This is a genomic window from Bacillus sp. F2HM (assembly GCF_019266135.1).
GTDB lineage: Bacteria > Bacillota > Bacilli > Bacillales > Bacillaceae > Bacillus > Bacillus safensis.
In genome coordinates this window covers 21830-39452 of record NZ_LRMO01000019.1, presented here as the reverse complement: position 1 = coordinate 39452, position 17623 = coordinate 21830, and the positions used below count along the sequence as shown (strand labels likewise).

Annotated in this window: 15 protein-coding genes and 1 pseudogene; 9 read left to right on the top strand and 7 right to left on the bottom strand. The window is 42.2% G+C overall.

The features are described from left to right. Window positions 1-53: 53 nt before the first annotated feature. A complete protein-coding gene (locus AWT60_RS12490) occupies window positions 54-959 on the bottom strand; it encodes a fumarylacetoacetate hydrolase family protein (RefSeq protein WP_034282137.1) in 906 nt (301 codons plus the stop codon). Window positions 960-1069: 110 nt separating this feature from the next. On the opposite strand from AWT60_RS12490, the gene AWT60_RS12485 reads away from it, so the two are divergent. Further along, a complete protein-coding gene (locus AWT60_RS12485; RefSeq protein ID WP_041110048.1) occupies window positions 1070-1285 on the top strand; it encodes a hypothetical protein in 216 nt (71 codons plus the stop codon). A gap of 432 nt (window positions 1286-1717) precedes the next feature. Here AWT60_RS12485 and AWT60_RS18825 read toward each other — a convergent pair. Continuing rightward, window positions 1718-1768 (bottom strand): annotated as a pseudogene (locus AWT60_RS18825) (hypothetical protein); the annotation flags it as partial. Between the two features lie 205 nt (window positions 1769-1973). On the opposite strand from AWT60_RS18825, the gene AWT60_RS12480 reads away from it, so the two are divergent. The 8 genes from AWT60_RS12480 to AWT60_RS12445 all read left to right on the top strand — a co-directional run bounded on the left by AWT60_RS12480 (window position 1974) and on the right by AWT60_RS12445 (window position 5437). After that, the gene (locus AWT60_RS12480) at window positions 1974-3068 is read left to right on the top strand and encodes a CotH kinase family protein (protein ID WP_218677314.1); all 1095 of its coding nucleotides are present in this window, start codon (window positions 1974-1976) and stop codon (window positions 3066-3068) included. Between the two features lie 122 nt (window positions 3069-3190). Beyond that, window positions 3191-3352 (top strand): aspartyl-phosphate phosphatase Spo0E family protein, encoded by a 162-nt coding sequence (locus tag AWT60_RS12475; RefSeq protein ID WP_029707539.1) that lies wholly within the window; start codon window positions 3191-3193, stop codon window positions 3350-3352. 125 nt (window positions 3353-3477) lie between these two features. Next, window positions 3478-3699 (top strand): spore germination protein, encoded by a 222-nt coding sequence (locus AWT60_RS12470; RefSeq protein WP_024425506.1) that lies wholly within the window; start codon window positions 3478-3480, stop codon window positions 3697-3699. 14 nt (window positions 3700-3713) lie between these two features. Continuing rightward, window positions 3714-3947, top strand: a complete 234-nt coding sequence (locus AWT60_RS12465) for a spore germination protein GerPB (RefSeq protein ID WP_003210877.1) — start codon at window positions 3714-3716, stop codon at window positions 3945-3947. 30 nt (window positions 3948-3977) lie between these two features. Further along, window positions 3978-4592 carry a spore germination protein GerPC gene (locus AWT60_RS12460; RefSeq protein ID WP_024425505.1) on the top strand — a complete coding sequence of 205 codons (615 nt, stop codon included), beginning with the start codon at window positions 3978-3980 and terminating at the stop codon, window positions 4590-4592. Further along, window positions 4589-4765, top strand: coding sequence for a germination protein GerPD (locus AWT60_RS12455; protein WP_003210893.1), 177 nt, complete (start codon window positions 4589-4591; stop codon window positions 4763-4765). Before AWT60_RS12460 ends, AWT60_RS12455 begins: the two co-directional genes overlap by 4 nt. After that, window positions 4765-5196: a spore germination protein GerPE gene (locus tag AWT60_RS12450; protein ID WP_076840823.1), complete on the top strand. Its 432-nt coding sequence runs from the start codon at window positions 4765-4767 to the stop codon at window positions 5194-5196. Before AWT60_RS12455 ends, AWT60_RS12450 begins: the two co-directional genes overlap by 1 nt. A gap of 22 nt (window positions 5197-5218) precedes the next feature. Continuing rightward, on the top strand, window positions 5219-5437 hold the full coding sequence (locus AWT60_RS12445; protein ID WP_003211468.1) for a spore germination protein: 219 nt from the start codon (window positions 5219-5221) through the stop codon (window positions 5435-5437). Between the two features lie 47 nt (window positions 5438-5484). Here the strand turns inward: AWT60_RS12445 and AWT60_RS12440 are convergent, their stop codons facing one another. The 5 genes from AWT60_RS12440 to addB are packed head-to-tail and all read right to left on the bottom strand — an operon-like array spanning window position 5485 to window position 17589. Beyond that, window positions 5485-5784, bottom strand: a complete 300-nt coding sequence (locus tag AWT60_RS12440) for an HNH endonuclease family protein (RefSeq protein WP_034282144.1) — start codon at window positions 5782-5784, stop codon at window positions 5485-5487. 19 nt (window positions 5785-5803) lie between these two features. Beyond that, a complete protein-coding gene (locus tag AWT60_RS12435; protein ID WP_218677313.1) occupies window positions 5804-9199 on the bottom strand; it encodes an AAA family ATPase in 3396 nt (1131 codons plus the stop codon). After that, window positions 9196-10371: an exonuclease subunit SbcD gene (gene sbcD, locus AWT60_RS12430; RefSeq protein WP_024425501.1), complete on the bottom strand. Its 1176-nt coding sequence runs from the start codon at window positions 10369-10371 to the stop codon at window positions 9196-9198. The genes AWT60_RS12435 and sbcD overlap by 4 nt, the downstream gene beginning before the upstream one ends. 26 nt (window positions 10372-10397) lie before the next feature. Then, window positions 10398-14102 (bottom strand): helicase-exonuclease AddAB subunit AddA, encoded by a 3705-nt coding sequence (gene addA, locus AWT60_RS12425; RefSeq protein WP_218677312.1) that lies wholly within the window; start codon window positions 14100-14102, stop codon window positions 10398-10400. Further along, window positions 14080-17589, bottom strand: a complete 3510-nt coding sequence (addB, locus tag AWT60_RS12420) for a helicase-exonuclease AddAB subunit AddB (protein WP_041110036.1) — start codon at window positions 17587-17589, stop codon at window positions 14080-14082. The genes addA and addB overlap by 23 nt, the downstream gene beginning before the upstream one ends. Between the last annotated feature and the right edge of the window lie 34 nt (window positions 17590-17623).

Below are 17623 nucleotides of genomic sequence, written 5' to 3'. Positions count from 1 at the left end.
CGTACCACGAAATAAGTCGAACACAAAGCGACAATCCTGTGTCATCACGCGCTTTATTTGACGTGATTTGTCAGCGTTCCAATCGGTTCAATCGTGATGTCAATTCGATCTCCAGAAGCTAAAAACTTAGGCGGTTCAAAGCCCTTCCCTACCCCAGAAGGTGTACCTGTTGCAATGATGTCACCCGCTTCTAATGTCATCCCTTTTGAAAGAGTGGAGACAATGTCTTCAATTGTGAAGATCATTAATTCCGTACTGGCAGACTGCCGAACCTCTCCGTTTACCTTTGTTTCCACATGGAGCGCACCATGATCCTCGATCATTGACTTATGAACGATATAAGGTCCTATCGGACAGGTAGTATCTAAGCTCTTGCCGATGAAAAATTGTTTATGTTTTTTCTGCAAATCTCTTGCCGTCACATCATTTAAAATGGTGTAACCGAATATATAATCTTGGACCTCTTCAGGAGCAATGTTTTTCCCTGATTTGCCCATCACGATGGCAAGCTCTCCTTCATAATCCAATTCACTTGTCACACCTTCATGAAGAAGAATGTCCGCTTCGTGTCCAATGACAGAAGTAGGTGCCTTTGTAAAAATCATCACGTCTTTAGGAATATCCGCCGCACTTCCCATCTCCATGACATGATCTTGATAATTCTTTCCAACACACATGATGTTTTTAGACGGCTTTGGAATCGGGGCATGGAGTTTCACGTCCGAAAGCGGATATACATAAGAACCGCGGTCTTCTTCTTTTTTCTCAGCCCAATCAAGAAGCTGCCCTACATGTTCAACAAACTTGTCCCCCATTTTGATACACTCAGATAAAGAGTTTGGCAGTGTCTCAAGCTCAAATAATTTGGCTTCTGCCTTTTTGACGTCCATCACCCATTCATCATCAATGACTACCCCAATAAACATGCTGCTATGTATCTCACCTGTAAAAAACTTCATATCTTCCCCTCACAATCTTCATTTCGCTAAGTTATGATGTCTCATTTTATTTCTCTACGAAATAAAAAAACCCTTTTTTATCATACTCTCTTTTAAAAAGGGTTTCAAAAATGATGATTGAATGCTTAGCGGAAACGGCGGTACTCCCACATGTTCCCTTGATCCCATTTACGCTCAACATTTCCTCTATTTCGGGAACGATGCGATTTCTTTCCACATCTTCGGCAAGAGCGGCTGCGTTTATGGTGATGAGAACGTTTAGATCGATGGCTGCGGCGCGACTTGCGGCTCTTCTTATTGTGGGATCTGTGCTTGCTGCGATGTGACTTGCGGCAGCTCTTCTTATGATGAGATCTGCATTTGCTGCGGTGTGACTTGCGGCAGCTTTTCTTATGATGAGATCTGCATTTGCTACGGTGTGACTTGCGGCAGCTTTTCTTATGATGAGATCTGTGTTTGCTGCGGTGTGACTTTTTCGGTTCGCTCTTTTTGCTTCTGTAAGATTTTTTGCTTTTATATGACTTTTTACTCTTCATGCTTTTCTTCGAACGATAGCTTTTCTTCGAACGATAGCTTTTCTTAGAGCGATAACTTTTCTTTGAACGATAGCTTCTGTAGCTTTTTTTACTGCGGCGTGATTTACGGCGTCCACCACCGCCAAAGAACCAATGACCGCGACTTGAATGACGAGAACGAGCTGACTTATGAGAACGTCTCGATTCTGGTTCACGATCTAAGTGATGATCACGTCCCTCACTTCGAAGTGAAGCTACTGCATGTTCAATGTGTGAATGATCAAATGTACTCACGAACAATTCCCCTCCCAGTCTATCTTCGACAAAACAAACAGACAAAGCTGTTTATCTTCTCTGCTTTATGTTACGAGACTCGGTAGACAAGTGTTCGTGACGAATGCCTCTTTCCTTGAAAACTCCATGAATACCTACCAGCCGGTACAGGACATTCCTTCACTTTCATATCGTAAAGAAGAGCATATAGGAGGCTGATGAACATATGAACACAGAATCTTTAAAACAACTTGATATGTGGATTCATCCAAAAGACCTGATTGAATTAAAAAAAGACATTTGGAACGATGAACCTGTTGAAGCTATTCTAAAAACCGGCCAAACCAAATCACATATTTATGCTTCATACCGCGGATCACACATTAGAAAGCTTAAGAAAAAGTCCTATCAAATCGAATATCGAAAGCCAAAACAAAGACAAGGCGAATCCATCTTTCATTTAAATGCAGAGTACAATGATCCTTCGTTTATCCGAAACAGGCTGTCCTTTTATTTCTTTGAGCAGATGGGGGTGCATAGCCCCGCTGCTTCTCATGTGTTTCTCACCATAAATGGAAGAAAAGAAGGGATTTATTTGAAAATAGAATCCGTCGATGAGTTCTTTCTTCAAAAACGGCAGCTTTCAGGAGGCGGCATTTATTATGCGGTTGATGATGACGCGAACTTCTCCCTTTTGAGTTCTTTTGATAAAAAACCAAAAAAGCACCTTCTTCTCGGATACGAGAAAAAAACGGGGACTTCTCAACATGATCAGCAGCTGAGCGAATTTATTTACTTTCTCAACACAGCGAAAGATGACACTTTTGCAGAAAAAATTGAACAATACCTAGATGTGACACAATATTTCCGCTGGCTCATCGGTGTGGTATGCACACAAAACTTTGATGGTTTTGTTCATAACTACGCTCTTTATGTAAATGAACAAGGGAGGTTTCAAGTACTTCCTTGGGATTATGATGCAACATGGGGTCGTGACATTCATGGAGAAGAAATGCCGTTTGATTATATCCCAGTAAACGGCTTTAATACATTAACTGCTAGATTACTAGATATCCCTTCGTTTAAAAAAGCCTATTACACACTTTTCCAGCATGTACTCGATACACATTTTGTAGAAGACCGGCTCTGCCCAATCATCGAGAAATGGCATGAATCGATTGAGAATCGAATTGGAGATGACCCATATACGAAAGATCGAAAAGACATCTTGCAGTCTGAAAGAGACTTAATTCGGCAGTATATCAACAAAAGACGACGTTATTTACAGACTGAGATCAAAAAAGAGATATTTGGTACGTAAGAACACTTTCGAATTTTGTCACTTTATTACTCATATTGACGAAACAGCTTTTTTTATAGAAAAATAGGGTATACTAACCATATCCTTCTATTTGATAAAAAATGTGAGAGTTGGCGTCCGTTATGATCAATTATGAAATTGAACAAAAAAGATTACATTTAATTGAGACTGCGAAAAAATTCGGGATGAATGCCGAAGAAACAATCAGGTGCAGTCAAGAGCTTGACACACTCTTAAATAAAGGCATCAAATCCACCTCTAAAGATTGCTCAAAAAAAGGGTAAGCCATACATCTAATTCCTCTCATCAAAAGCTTTCAAAAAGACAATCACACATTATAAGACCCATCATAAGCTATGGTGAAACGCCCAAAACAAGTGCCCTAATTTTATAAAGGATGTGCACCGCTATGCCGGCTATTGTGGGAGCCTTTAAAGTAAATGCCGTCGGAACGAGCGGAGTCGTTCATGTTGGAGACTGCATCACCATTTCTCCAAATAGTCAGGTTAAAACGTTTGCTGGCGCAGGCAGTTTTAATACAGGTGATCAATTACAAATTAGCAACTACAAAAGTGTGACAAATACGTACGACAGTGATGTCATTGATCAACCGCTTGTTGGTAACTTGTAAGGAGTGAGGATCCGTTGAACTTCTATATTAATCAAGCGATACAAATTAATTATTTACGTGTAGAGTCTGTGAGTAACTCCTCTGTTCTGCAAATTGGGAGTGCTGGATCCATCAAGGCCCTTTCCAACCTGTATAACACGGGAAGCTATGTAGAAGCAGCGCCTGCCGCAGCAGGTACACAAGGAATTGAAGAATCTCAAGGCGCAAGCACAGCACCTTTTGTACCTCTTCAATCACCAACAACTTAAGCCATCTGCAATCCCCGGAGGTGTATGTAAATGTATGATTATCAGAGCAACGCTTCACAAGTATATGGCATCATTCAAAAACACTCGCAACAAATCATGATGCTTGAAAAAAGGCTTAACGAGCTTCAGCAGGAAATACAAATGATCAAAGATAAACCGACAACGAATATTGAACGGATTGATTATCAATTTGATCAACTGAAAATCGAACGGCTGGAAGGAACGCTGAATATCGGCCTCAATCCATCTGATCCAAACAGTGTTCAAAACTTTGAAGTGGGCCAAACAACAACCCCGGGAATTGGAATGATGCAGCAAGAAATGGCTGGTCAATTTTTCAATCAAACACGGCAGCTTGTCGATGCATTTTTAAATGAAGAAGCTCCAGAACTTCTTGAAGAACTAGAACAGCGATATGAAGGGTCCCTCGATGAAAGCAACAAACACCATATCATTGAGGATATTCGCAAGCAAATTGACAGCAGGATCAAATACTATGCGGGACAGCTGCCACACCGGGAAGATATGACACCGCTGCAGCGTTCAGAGCAAATTGCTGAATATGTGAAGCATGATGTAAAGCGGGCGATTGAGCACTTTTTAGCCCATATTCCAAGTGAAACGAAAGGAGAGGAAAACGGATGAATTTCACAGTTGTTAACCGCAACATCGAGACTGGAAGCATTAAAGTAGTCGGGGTATCGTCCTCTTCCCTATTTATCATCGGGGACACAGACCATGTACAATTATCCTCGATTTTCGATACACCGCCAGAATCACTGATTATTGGCCCGTTTGTTCCTCTGGCTCCTCGATAATGATCAAACGCACATCTCAAGTGAAATTCTCAAAGGTGAATTCTGTCGGGATTTCGAGTGTGGTTCAAATTGGTGATACTCAGGAGCTATGCCCGAAAGTTAAGGTATTAGCTGTTCAACGAACCATTAGTTTGTTTTATGGCTATGAAGCAGAAAATTTAGATGCGAAAGAATTTGAAGTGTATTATGAGCCCATTCCATTGATGTTGCCAGAACGATCAGTGAGAACAGCATTTTACCATGAAAAGCCTGTGATTAAAGTGTCTTCAATCCATGTAGAAGGGGTATCATCGTCCTCTGTCTATCAAATCGGCTCTACTTGTAGAATGAATGGCGTTGCGCGAGTGAAGCATATTAGAGAGCTGTTTAGCAATGATGAAAGTCCGCAAAACTCACAAATGGACCTACCTGCGCATATGATGATGATATGACTTCGAATAAAGGATGTCGATTATGCCAGCAATTGTCGGACCCATTTACATTAACTCTATTTCTGGAGGCGTCGTAAACGTCGGTGACTCATTCTACCTGTCGCCTAAAAGTTCGTCAAAATCTGCTTTAGGCTCTGGAGCGGGGAATACCGGAGATTTCTTGATATTAAATAATGGCATTAGCGCCACCAACTATGTGGATCCTGACTTAAATGATCAGAATATGGTAGGCAATGCATAAAGCAGCTCCTCTACATCCATTTCAAATAGAGGAGCGCTTTTTTATGCTTATTTCTTTCTGCGCTGTCTCGATTTTTTTGTTTTGACTAGCTTGCTTGCCGGCTGTTTCCGAATCCATTTGATGTACGAAGCAAGCTTTTCATCCTGCCTCAGCGCATCAATTGTGTTCAAACGTGCGGCAAGCTCCTGGTTTGTAAAGAGGGCATGTACTTGTTTATGACAAGGGATGCATAGGAAGGCAGTCGGTAAAAAAGCCCCGCCTTCTTCTCTTGGGGTTAAGTGATGTTCTGTGAGCAGGACATCTTGTCTTCCGCACATCTCACATAATCCAATTGTTTGCTTTGCCACCGCGTCATCACCTCAATATTTACATTAATTCCATTGAGACTGTTGTCCCTTTCCCGCTTGGATCTGCCGGATGGACAATCAGTTTTTTCGGCAGCCGCATTTTCAATTCTTCCACATGGCTGATGACACCAACAGCTAAGTTTTGAGACTGTAATTTCTCTAATGCAGTAATCACCGTATCGAGCAAGTCTTGATCAAGGGTACCAAAGCCTTCATCAAGGAAAAAGAATTGCAGCGGGAACTCACCTCTCAGCTGAATCTGCGCTGAAAGAGCTAGCGCAAGCGCAAGCGACGTCAGGAAGGTTTCCCCGCCGGACAAGCTGGACACTGGACGTCTGACACCGCCATTCGCATCATCACGCATGACAAAGCCGCCTTCTGAATCAACCTCAATCGCATACCTTTGTCTTGTCAAAATACCAAGACGGGCAGATGCATCACGACTGACACTTTCCAGCTGTTCTTCTGCTAAGAACTCAACAAATGTATTTCCTTTAAACACGGTTTGCAACTTATCGAGCCGATCAATTTCTTGCTGCAGCTCCGCCAAGCGTTCATGAATACTTGCAAATCGCTGGTGATTTTCTTCCATTACACGCAGATGTTCATATGCAGAGCCGCTCATCACTGTTGCTTCTTCCAATGCCTTTTCTGCCGCTTCTTTCCTCAGTTGAATGTCAGTCCATTGCTTTTCATCTAGTGACTCATCTTTCAGCAGTTCAGAAATTCGCTTTAAGTTTGCGGCACATTGCTTTCTTTTATCCTCAAATTCGTCAATTTCTTGTTTAACAGATTGACGTACTGATTGATTCATAAAAGCAGATTCAATCTCTTGAGGCTTATCAAAAGGAGAAGACTCCGATTCTTTAGCCCATGCGACACTTGCTTCTTGTTTTCTCCGGTCAGCCTCTTGAAGCTGACGCTCACAGCTTGAAAAATGACTTTGTGCTTCACTAAAGAGCTCCTGCGCGTGCTGAAATTGCTTGTACGATTGCTGTTCCATTTCATTGAGACGAGCAAGCGTGTGTTCAACTTCAATCAGTTCATCAGAAATAGAGACAGCTTTCAATGGATATCTCCCTAAATCTGTTTCATATTGATGAATGAGCTGATGCTGGCTTTCTAGCTGATGCGCGAGTTTATCAAGTTCCTTCTCTACATCGTATATGGCTGTTTGCAGCTGTTCTTTTGCCAGCTGTTTTTCTTCCAAAAATGAAATACTTTTCTCAATACGCTCTTTATAGCCTTCCGCTTGCTGGTCCTTTTCGTCGATCTGCTTTTGCATCTCTTGTACTTGGTGCAATGTTAAGTGCGGGAAGGCCTGTTCAAATTGAGACGTTTGCTCTGAAAGCTCAGATTGGAGCTCCTTGATCAGCCCGTCTAATTCTTCGATACGCTGCTGATCAAATGTCATTTGATCTTTCGTCTTGCTTATCTCTGCTGCTTGATCATATGTTTCATCCATTAAACGAGCTCTTTTACGTTCAACTTCTTGAATATCTTGTTTCAAGCCTTTCCATTCTTGCATGAGATACTGCAAGGACTCCGGCTTTTGCACTGCTTCTACTGCTGCTGCAACTTCCGCACCTGGAGCTTTCTGAGATAAAAAGGCAAACTGCTTTACTAATTGATTGGCGTGCGTTTCCAATAACTGCTTGGCGGCATACATGTCTCTTGTATATTCCTCTGCTTGCTTGAGCTCTGTGTCCATCCGTTGAATCACTTCATCGATTTGTGCCACTGTTTCTTCATGGTCATTGTTTTCCAATGCCTTTGGGTCATGATGAATCGATCCACAAACAGGACATGGCTCACCATCTACGAGCTCTGCCGCTAATTCTTTTCTTAATTCTGCCGCCCTAACAGCATCACGCTGTTTTAATTTTTCGAGCTTCTGACTTTGTTCTCTTTTACTCCATTCTGTAAAAGCCCGTTCGAATTCACATACATAGAAATAAAGCTGTTCTATCGCTTGAAACGATTGGTCTATTTTTTCATGATGGTCTTTTTGCTGTTTTTGAAGCTTTTCATATGCTGCTGCGGTCTGTGTTGATCGCTTTTTGAGCTCCTCCATCTTTTGTTGTTCCTTGTGTATGCTTTGGTGTATTCTTTGAACATTTTCGCTTAAACGCAAAGCATCCTGTACACTTTTCCGTTCTTTTACAGAGACTTGTAATTGCTCCAGCTCACGCTTCAGCTGTGTTTGTTTTGCGAGTGCACGTTCTAACAAAGATTGGAGATTATCTGCTTCTTCTTTTTTTTGTAATAATTGCTGCGCTGTATCATTTTTCCGCTGTTCGATTGTCGTCTTTTCCTGAAGAGCCGCCTCTTTTTTCCGTTCAATTTCCTTTAGCTGAATCAGCTGCTCTTTCTTTTGGAGAAGTTCTGGCTCAGTTTCTATTTTCTTTTGCCTGGCTTGCTCATAGTTTTGCGTCATTTGATCATAGATCGTTCGTTGATGCAGAAGCTGATATTCTGCTTCCTGCTTCTCTTTTAATGCTTGAGAAAGCTGATTTTCAGCTTTTGTTAATGCATCCGCATAAGGTTTTAATGCCTCTGCCTGCTCAGCAATATGAAGCTTGGCCTTTTTCTCTTCCATTGATGGTGCCAGTTGATTCAGATGGTTTAGTTCCGTCTCATAAGCTTCTCGTTCCTTTTGATACTGCCAAATTGTTTGCGCCTTTGTAAAAGCAGTGAACGCTTCATCCCGCGCTTGTTTTTTCTCATGAAAAATAGCCTTTGCCTGCTCAGCCGCTTCCTTTGCCTTTGCGAGCGCCTCTGGGCCAGCTTCTCCTAAGCCATTCAGCTCAGCAAGCAGTTCATTTTTTTGTCCATACTGATTCTGCGCCTTTGCGCGCAAACGTTTGACGAGCTGATCCCCATACTTTTCCAGGTTAAACAAACGCTGTAGCATTTGTCGTCTATCGGTTCCTTTTAGGGAAAGGAATTCTGCAAACTTCCCTTGAGGCAAGACAACCGCTCGCGTAAAATCATCAATGGTTAACCCGAGTAATTCTTCTATTTTACGATTGACCTCACTCGCTTTATCTGCAAGAACTGTCTGCGTATCACCAATTTCAATCAGACGGCATAGTGTCGTTCTGACTTTCATTTCATCTGCCCGCTTGAAGCCACGTTCGACTTTATAAGAAATGTGGTGTTCCTTTTGTAAAGCGAACGTAAAGGAAACTGACAGCTTCTCTTCCGCTTGGTTCAAAATACCATGTGTATTATTTAACGCACGTTCCACTTTTCCATAAAGTGCCAGGGTCATGGCGTCTAATATGGACGACTTTCCGCTTCCTGTCGGTCCAAAAATGCCAAACACACCTGCATCACATAATGAGCTAAAGTCAATTGTTTGTTCTTCTCTGAAGCTATGAAGTCCTTTAATGGTTAGCGTAATCGGCTTCAAGTCGCTTCCTCCTCTTGCATTTCATTGGCGAGCTCCAAAAACAGCTTGACTGTTTTTTCATCAGGAAGACCGCCGCCTGTCTGGCGCTCATAAAATTTCACGAACCGCTCTTCGATTGAGAGCTTTTCGGCTTGCTTTTGTTCTTCCATTTGCTGAAGTTCTTTAAATTTCGGTCTAATATGGACAAACCCGCTATGCTGCTTTCGGAGCTGATGGATCTCTTCTATGGAGAGCTGATCTGTTAAATGAATCTCTAAATCAATCCATGCCTGAAGATCCCGTTTTTCATCCAGCCACTCGTGTACTTGGCTCAATCCTTCAGTTGCCTTCCATTTCACAAGTGGTTTTCCGCTTGATAACAACACTTCTTTCCAGCTTGCTTTTTCATTAGGTTTTGCCTCTACAATCGTGACTGATTTGGCATATCCTGATTCAGAAAAGCTGTAAGCAAGAGGGGACCCGGAATAGCGGGCAATCGTTTTGGCACGTTTGATGGTTTGCGGGCGGTGCAAATGACCAAGGGCCACATAGCAGGCTGCTTCTGGCAGACTTTCAGCTGCAACGGTATATGCACCGCCTACTTCAATCGGTCTTTCTGAATCTGTTTGACTTCCTCCTGCCACATAAATATGGCTTGTTGCGATATTGACCGTATCGGCTTGAAATTGAGCGCTTAAATGTTGGAACGCTTGCTGTATTTTTAAATTGTAATGATCACGAAGCAATTTCTCTTCAAATGTTTCAGCCAGCACCTCGTTAAGTCGCGCTTCAGACGGATAAGCGAGTGCTGCAATGGATAAACGTTCACTCGAAGAAGGAACATCGACGCGGATGATGTCATTTGTCGGATATCCAATTAAATGAATCCCCTGATCATTTGTTAAAGGAGATGCGGCAGATAGTCGATCCGGATTATCATGGTTGCCTGAGATGACCACGACCTGACGTTTTCCTTTATCAGATAAGGCGGATAGACTTTCATAAAAAAGCTGTTCTGCTCTAGCAGGCGGATTCACTGTATCAAAGGCGTCTCCAGCCATGACAATGACATCAATATGTTCGTCTTTTACGATTTGATACAGCTCATCTAAAAACTGTGCTTGCTCATCAAGCCGGCTCCGGCCTTCAAGGGTTTTTCCTAAATGCCAATCTGCCGTATGCAAAATCCTCATGTGATTCACCTCTCATTCCGATACATTTATAATGAAATTTCTAAATTCCCATCAAAGAAATAAAGAATTTTCTCCTCTAATGTTCTGTTTGTTAAACGTTCCACTGCTTGTGCATATAACGCTATTTGAGTTTCATAGCGCTTTTTCAATATAGGTACAGCTGCTTCAAGACCGCCTGTATATCTGCCTTGCACTCTATCTGTTTTATAATCTAGTAAATATAGTTTTCCATCCGTTTCAAATAAACAGTCAATCATCCCTTGAATAAGGACAGGCTCCCCCTCTGCATCAATATGGCTGTATACCTCTTTAACAGGTAACACCATACTAAATGACACTTCTCGTTTCACCCAGTCCGCTTTCCGCAGCTTTTGACCAATAGAAGTAGAGAAGAAAGCTGCAATTCCTTCTTGATCAATTGACTGGACTTGTTCATTTGTTAGCAAGTCTCGCTGCTGTAAGGAATCGAGCAGCTGATGTATACGGATTTCATCGAAGGGCTCGTCAGAAGGAAGCGCAATATGCTGCATGACTGTATGCATTGCGGTGCCTTGCTCTGCGGCTGTGAGTGTTTTTTTCTTCATGAAAGCCGGCCGGTCATACATCGTGGCACGGGCTTTTTGAAGAGAAGAAGGAACACTGTACTCATCCTGTATTTCTTTCATTCTTTTTATCTCGGAAACAGACTGCTTTGTGCCGACTTGTGAGGCCGCTAGATACGGGTATCTCCATGAAAGTCTCTCTGCTACTTTCTCATCAGCATCACCATATTCTTCAACAGGCAGACCTTCCATCAAAGCTTGTACCACCTCGTCCTGCTGCTTCTTTTCAAGTGACATATCTTCTTTTAGAAGATCGGAAGCTTGAGTAAATGAGATCGTGAATGCTGATGGGTGTGAAAGAACAACATCACCTGTTTCTTCTAAAATAGATGACATTGCTTGGTGACGGATGAGAGCAGGACCAATAAAATCTAAGTATGTTTTCGATTGATAACGTTCAAAATCAGGGAGGAGCCAGTCCTCTCCGGTTGCAGCATTTTGCCATTTGCTTAATGCCTTCACCTGATTTTTGACAGAGCCGACAAGAAATAATTTTTCTTTAGCCCTTGTGAGCGCTACATATAGAACTCTCAGCTCTTCAGATAATAGCTCTTTTCTCATCTTTTTTTTCATTGCCACAAGCGGTAATGTTGCATAGCTAATTCTCAGCTCTGGATGAATATATTTGCTTCCAAATCCTAATTCTTTATCAAGCAAGTAGGACTGGTTTAAGTCCATCATATTAAAGTTCCTGCCGAGTCCTGCGGTAAAGACGATTGGAAATTCCAATCCTTTACTGCTGTGGATCGTCATCATGCGAACAACGTCCTCTGTTTCACTGAACGTTTTTGCCGCACCAAGATCATCTCCACGCTCCTGCATTCTTTCGATAAAACGAAGAAAACGGAACAGCCCTCTAAAGGCAGCTTTTTCATACTGCTTCGCTCGATCATAAAGAGCACGGAGGTTCGCCTGTCTCTGCTTGCCTCCAGGCATCCCTCCAACGTAATCTAGATACTGCGTATCGCGGTATACTTCCCAAATCAATTCCGCTACTGAATGATTCATGGAGAAATCACGCCACTTACGCAGCAACCTGAAAAATCGTTCTAGTTTTTTGCATGTAGGGTGATCTGAATGAGTCACACTCATAAATGCCTTCACAGCATCATAATAAGTGCCTTTTTTATCACTCGTGCGAATCAGTGCCATTTCATTTTCGTCTAAATGAACAATTGGTGATCTTAATACAGCTGCAAGCGGGATATCCTGATATGGATTATCGATGACTTTTAACAGAGAAAGAATCACAGACACCTCTGTTGCTTCAAAATAACCGGAGGAAAGATTCGCATACACAGGGATTCCCTGCTTCTTCAATTCCTCCATCATTTGCGGTGCCCATGGCATGGAGCGAAGCAAAATCACAATGTCCCGATACTGCAAGTTACGGGTCATTTGCTGTTTTGAATCGTACACTTGAAATGGCTGCTCCACCAATTGCCTTATTTTTTTAGCAATGACTCTCGCTTCTAGTTGTACGGTCTCTAGCTCTTCTCTCTCTTCGTCAGTTTCTGCTTCCTGTTGATCTAAATGTACAAGAAGCATTTCTGTCGTTGTATCTTCGCTTTCTGGATAACTCGCTCCAAGCTTTAATTCAGCTTGTTCATCATATTCAATTTCTCCAACTGTTTCCCCCATCAGCTGTTTGAACAAAAAGTTCGTACTGTCTAACACATCTGAACGGCTGCGGAAGTTTTTATTTAAATCAATTCTCTTCCCTGTTTCTTTGCCGTCTGGTGTAAATTGTTTATATTTGTTTAAAAAGAGCATGGGTTCAGCCAGTCTAAAACGATATATGGACTGCTTTACATCACCAACCATAAACAGGTTGCCCTCTGCAGCATGTTCCCCTTTAGAGACAAGCCTTAAAATCGTTTCCTGTACAAGGTTTGTATCCTGGTATTCATCAACGAGCACTTCTTCAAACTGCTGTTGATAGTACTTGGCCGCTTCTGTTTCAATCAAATTTCCTTCCGCGTCCTGCTCTGCTAAAATGCGTAAGCAATAATGCTCTAAATCCGAAAAATCCACGATTGATTTTTCTTGCTTCGCTCTTTCGAAGCGCTGTCCAAATTGGATGACAAGCTCCACAAGTGTTTCGACCACCGGCTTCATTTCAGCTAAGCTTTTCAAATGCTGGGCGGGACTGCGCATAAAGTATTCATCTTTGAGCTTTTCTAATTGTTTTTTTGCTTGATTGCGTGCATCTGTGGCTTTTTCTAACAGCACAGGGTCATATTCGTCCCCTTTACATGTTTTGAGCCTTTTAAAATTGATGTTTGGCAAAAGCTCGTAAAGCCTCTCAAAATCATCTTGATGCCTGATTAATTCATTGACTTGCTCTAAATCATCTATAAAATTTTCTGCTCTCGGCGCCGGCCCACCCGGTTCTTTTGATAGGGCGAGAGCTCGTTCGAGCAGTTCCAGACAGCTTCGAAAAACGAGAGAAAGGTCCTCTTTGATATATGGGTAAAACGGTAATTGTTCTACTTTTGTTTGAGCTTCTACATCATAAAGAGAAAGGAATGCCCTCATCCATTGCTCAGGTGAAGGGTGAGATCTGGAAAACTCATAAATTCTCTTCACAAGCCATTGCAAGTCTAAATCATGACGGTCAGAAGTGTAACGATCAACCAGTTCAAAGAACGCTGGCTTTCCAGCCTTATATTCATCCTCAAACAGTTCATCTAACACTTCATCTCCTAATAATTCTCCTTCTGTTTGATCAGCCAAACGAAAGCCTGGATCAAGGTCAATCTCATAGTAAAAGGTGCGCAGAACCTGCAAGCAAAAGGAGTGCAGGGTAGAAATATTGGCACGATTCATGAGTGACAGCTGTCTTCTCATATGAAGAGACCCGGGGTTCTTGGCTAATTCCTTTTCAAGTGCTTCTGTGATCCGATGCTTCATCTCTGCCGCAGATGCATTTGTGAAAGTCACAACGAGCAGACGATCCACATCGACTGGATCTTCAGGACGGGTCATTTTTCGAATCAGCCGTTCAACCAAAACAGCTGTTTTACCTGACCCTGCCGCCGCCGCAACAAGGATATCTTGTCCTTCTGAAACGATGGCTTCCCACTGGTCATCCGTCCAAGTACTGTTATTCGGTTTTGGTATTTGCATACTGATCCCCTTCTTTTTTGATCCGGTCTATCACAACATCATCCTTTTCAGATGAAAGCACTCTAAATTCATTATCCTCTATCGATTCATCAAATTGGCAAATAGACTTAAATGAACAAAAGCGGCATGGTGTTTGATCCTTCAATTTATATGGATTAATGGCTACCTCGCCATTTGTAATTCTTTCGCCTGCCTCTTCAAACGTGCGCCGAACATGCTGTGTGAGTATATGGAAATGATCTTCACTTAAAACAGCAGAGTCAGAACGGAAAGACCCATCCTTTTTCAATCCAGCTTGAATGACTTGTGATCTTCCTGATTCAAGCGTTTGATCCATTAGCTTTACCGCTTCTACATCTTCAAGCAATAGACCTTTCATTTTAAATTTCTTGAATATTTCCTGCTCAATTTCATCCTCTGCAAGCGGAATCGGTGCTTGAATGAGCGGATCATGAATATGGAAATATAAAATGCCAGCTGGCGTTGCTTCTACACCGAGCCACTCCTTCGAATACGTAATGGTCAGGTCTAAGTATGTGAGCATTTGCAAGGCCAGCCCATAGTATACTTCTGCTAGATCAAGACCTTTCTCACTCGATTTGTAGTCGACGATTCTCAACAGCAGCCCTTTTGAACCTTCTGCTTTATCCACCCGGTCAATTCTTCCGACAAGCTCCATCGTGCAGCCATTTTTCAATTGAAAAGTAAACGGCGGAAGTGGCCCTTGGCCGCCAAAGCCTAACTCAAGCCCAACGGGAGAAAATCCACTCACTCTTGCATGCTCACTTAAGATAGAAGAGACTCGAATCAAGATTTTCTGGAGCTTTTCTTTAATATAAGCATGCCGGTTAGAGCTTAATAGGATTTCCTTTTGAAGACGCGGTGCAAGCTGTTCGATTGCATGTCTTGAATAGTTGACACAGTCATCCTTCGTTAGATTTTTCCAATCCTTTTTTTGTTCAACAAGCGTATCTGAAATATGCTTTAAAGCTGAGTGAAACAGCTGGCCGATATCGGGTGCTTCCAATTTATAAAATTGCCGGTCCTTTAGTTTTAACCCGTGGGAAGCAAAGTGAGAAAATGCACACGCATTGAATTTCTCCATTCTTGAAACACTGCCTTGAATGTGATCACCATAAAGTTCTTTTGTGACGTTTGGTTTTAAGCGCTTCGCTCGATTTGTAAAAAACAAACTCGATAAGATGTTTTTTGATACATCCCGATGAGATGACGTCATCAAATAATTATAGACACTCCACCATACACCACTGATGGGGTATTGGTTGAGCCATTGCTGCAGCTGCGAGACAGTATACGATAACGAGACATGCTCATTCGCTACAAATTTTAATTGCTCCTTGTCATCCAGCTGTTCCGGGTCTAACACATACAAAGCATGCTCATGATTTGGCATAAGCTCCTGACAATACTTGATAAGAGTCGAAGGCAATAGAGAGCGCCCCTCTTCATCTGACACTGAATAAGACAGATACAAATGATGAGATGGACTCGACAGCGCCTGGTAAATTAAAAATTGCTCATCTAGCAGCCGTTCCTTTCCTGTCTCTGCGAGTTCTGCTCCTGCTCGTTTTAACCATTCCCGGTCATCCTCAGACAAAACACTTTCGTCAGAAGGGCGTGCGGGAATAACGCCATCATTTACCCCAATGATAAACATACACTTCACTTGATACATTCTCGATAAGTCCATACTTCCGATAAATACTTGGTCGAGTGAAGGCGGAATTAAAGCGAATTTTAAAGAGGCCAATCCTGTATCCATCATCTGTTGGAATAAAGGAAATGAGAGCTCCTCCTCACCGAGCATTTCAACAAATTCATCCATTAATTGAATAACAGCATCCCATACTTGTCCATGCTGCATGGCTTCAGCTAATCTACCTGCTTCTTCAGCTTCCAGCCTAGCCTTTTCAAGTTTATCCGGCACTTGTATTTCCTCTAAAAAGACATAGACTGCCTCTACCATGTCTTTTACTTTTTGCGCTTTTTTCAGCCTTTTTTGCAATTGGAAAAGCGGCGGTGCGATCCATTCCTTTACATCATTCAGCATCTGTTCCATTTCAATTTCTTGATCTGTTTGTCCAAAATCCTCATCTAAGGATTGGAATCGTCTGTAATGGAAACGGGAACCGTTTGTCCAGCGTTCTCCTTTTACACCATAAGCAATACAGTAGTTTTCAAGCTGATCTGCCTGTTCTCTCGCTTTGTTTTTGGCAAGTTCGAGCGGAAATAAGAACTCTGTCTTCACGCAGCGAAAAACGGCCTCATAACGCCAGTTTCCTTTTATGACATCCAAGCTCGAACGAATTAATTCAATGAGCGGATGATACTGCATCGATTCATTTCCATCAATAAAAAAAGGAATATCGTAATCTCGAAAAACCTCTTTTAACGTATCTTTATAGTCGTCTACATGCCGCGCTACAATCGAAATATCTCGCAGTCTGAGTCCTTCTTCTCTCACTAAATGAAGAATTTCTCTCGCTACTCCCTCAATTTCAGCTCGTTTACTTGCACTTTTAGATATTGTGAGATGAGGGGTTATTTCCTGATATGGCTTCACCGGTCTCTGCTCATATTGCCGTTCTAAATAAGCAAGATCTGGCGTATGAAGATGACGGTTATTTCTCTCCAAAATGTGCTCAGAAATGGACGCGCCGCACTCTTTGGCAAGCTGATAGAGCTGGAAATACGTTTTACCTGTCATACGAAATAAATCAAGTTCATTTGGCTGTTTATCATGATAGGAACGATCCACTGTGAAAGCAGCCGTTATTTTCTCAGCATGCAGCAGAAGCTGTTCAATGACGAGAAGCTGCTGCGGTGTAAATTGATAAAAACCATCTATATAAATGTGTGCTCCTTTTATTTCTTCAGATAAAGGAATTTGCTGCGTGAGAAGCGTCAAATAGTCTTCTGAGTGCACATATTCATCTTGTAAATGCTGCTCCATCTGCTGATAAAGAACATGCAGATCATGCAATTTCTCGGCTGCCCGTCTTTCTTCTGTATACTCTGAATGCATGCTCGATAATGAAATTTTTTCAATATCCTCCGGCAGCATGCAGTATCTCTTGAACTCAGCCATCGTCTTTTCGATTTGCTCGACAAACCCCGGCTTATCACTCGCTTTTTTGAATACCTTAAACTTTTCTTTCTCCTCTTCAATCACTTTTCTTAAAAGCATTTGAATTCCTGTGCTTGTCACAAATTGCCTGTTCGCTCCGCCAGTCTGCTGTAAAATAGACCAAGCAAGACGCGTGAAACTAAATACTTTGGCCCTGATCATCCCGCCAGCTTCAGACGTTTTTGCAAGCTCGTATTCCATTAAGAATGTCATTTGATCCGGGACTAAAAAAATGATTGGCGGACCCAACGGATCAAGCCGAAGCTGTTCTTTGATTTCCTCTAAGATTGCAGTCGTTTTTCCACTCCCCGATCTGCCTGCTAAAAACTGAATCTCCACGCTCCACAACACCTTTCTTATGTACTCATATTCT

Excerpts from the sequence above, each read along its gene's own strand:
- AWT60_RS12470 (WP_024425506.1), top strand. The coding sequence starts at position 3,478 with ATGCCGGCTATTGTGGGAGCCTTTAAAGTAAATGCCGTCGGAACGAGC.
- AWT60_RS12490 (WP_034282137.1), bottom strand. The coding sequence starts at position 959 with ATGAAGTTTTTTACAGGTGAGATACATAGCAGCATGTTTATTGGGGTA.
- AWT60_RS12445 (WP_003211468.1), top strand. The coding sequence starts at position 5,219 with ATGCCAGCAATTGTCGGACCCATTTACATTAACTCTATTTCTGGAGGC.
- AWT60_RS12455 (WP_003210893.1), top strand. The coding sequence starts at position 4,589 with ATGAATTTCACAGTTGTTAACCGCAACATCGAGACTGGAAGCATTAAA.
- AWT60_RS12460 (WP_024425505.1), top strand. The coding sequence starts at position 3,978 with ATGTATGATTATCAGAGCAACGCTTCACAAGTATATGGCATCATTCAA.
- AWT60_RS12480 (WP_218677314.1), top strand. The coding sequence starts at position 1,974 with ATGAACACAGAATCTTTAAAACAACTTGATATGTGGATTCATCCAAAA.
- AWT60_RS12450 (WP_076840823.1), top strand. The coding sequence starts at position 4,765 with ATGATCAAACGCACATCTCAAGTGAAATTCTCAAAGGTGAATTCTGTC.
- sbcD (WP_024425501.1), bottom strand. The coding sequence starts at position 10,371 with ATGAGGATTTTGCATACGGCAGATTGGCATTTAGGAAAAACCCTTGAA.
- AWT60_RS12475 (WP_029707539.1), top strand. The coding sequence starts at position 3,191 with ATGATCAATTATGAAATTGAACAAAAAAGATTACATTTAATTGAGACT.
- addA (WP_218677312.1), bottom strand. The coding sequence starts at position 14,102 with ATGCAAATACCAAAACCGAATAACAGTACTTGGACGGATGACCAGTGG.
- AWT60_RS12485 (WP_041110048.1), top strand. The coding sequence starts at position 1,070 with ATGATGATTGAATGCTTAGCGGAAACGGCGGTACTCCCACATGTTCCC.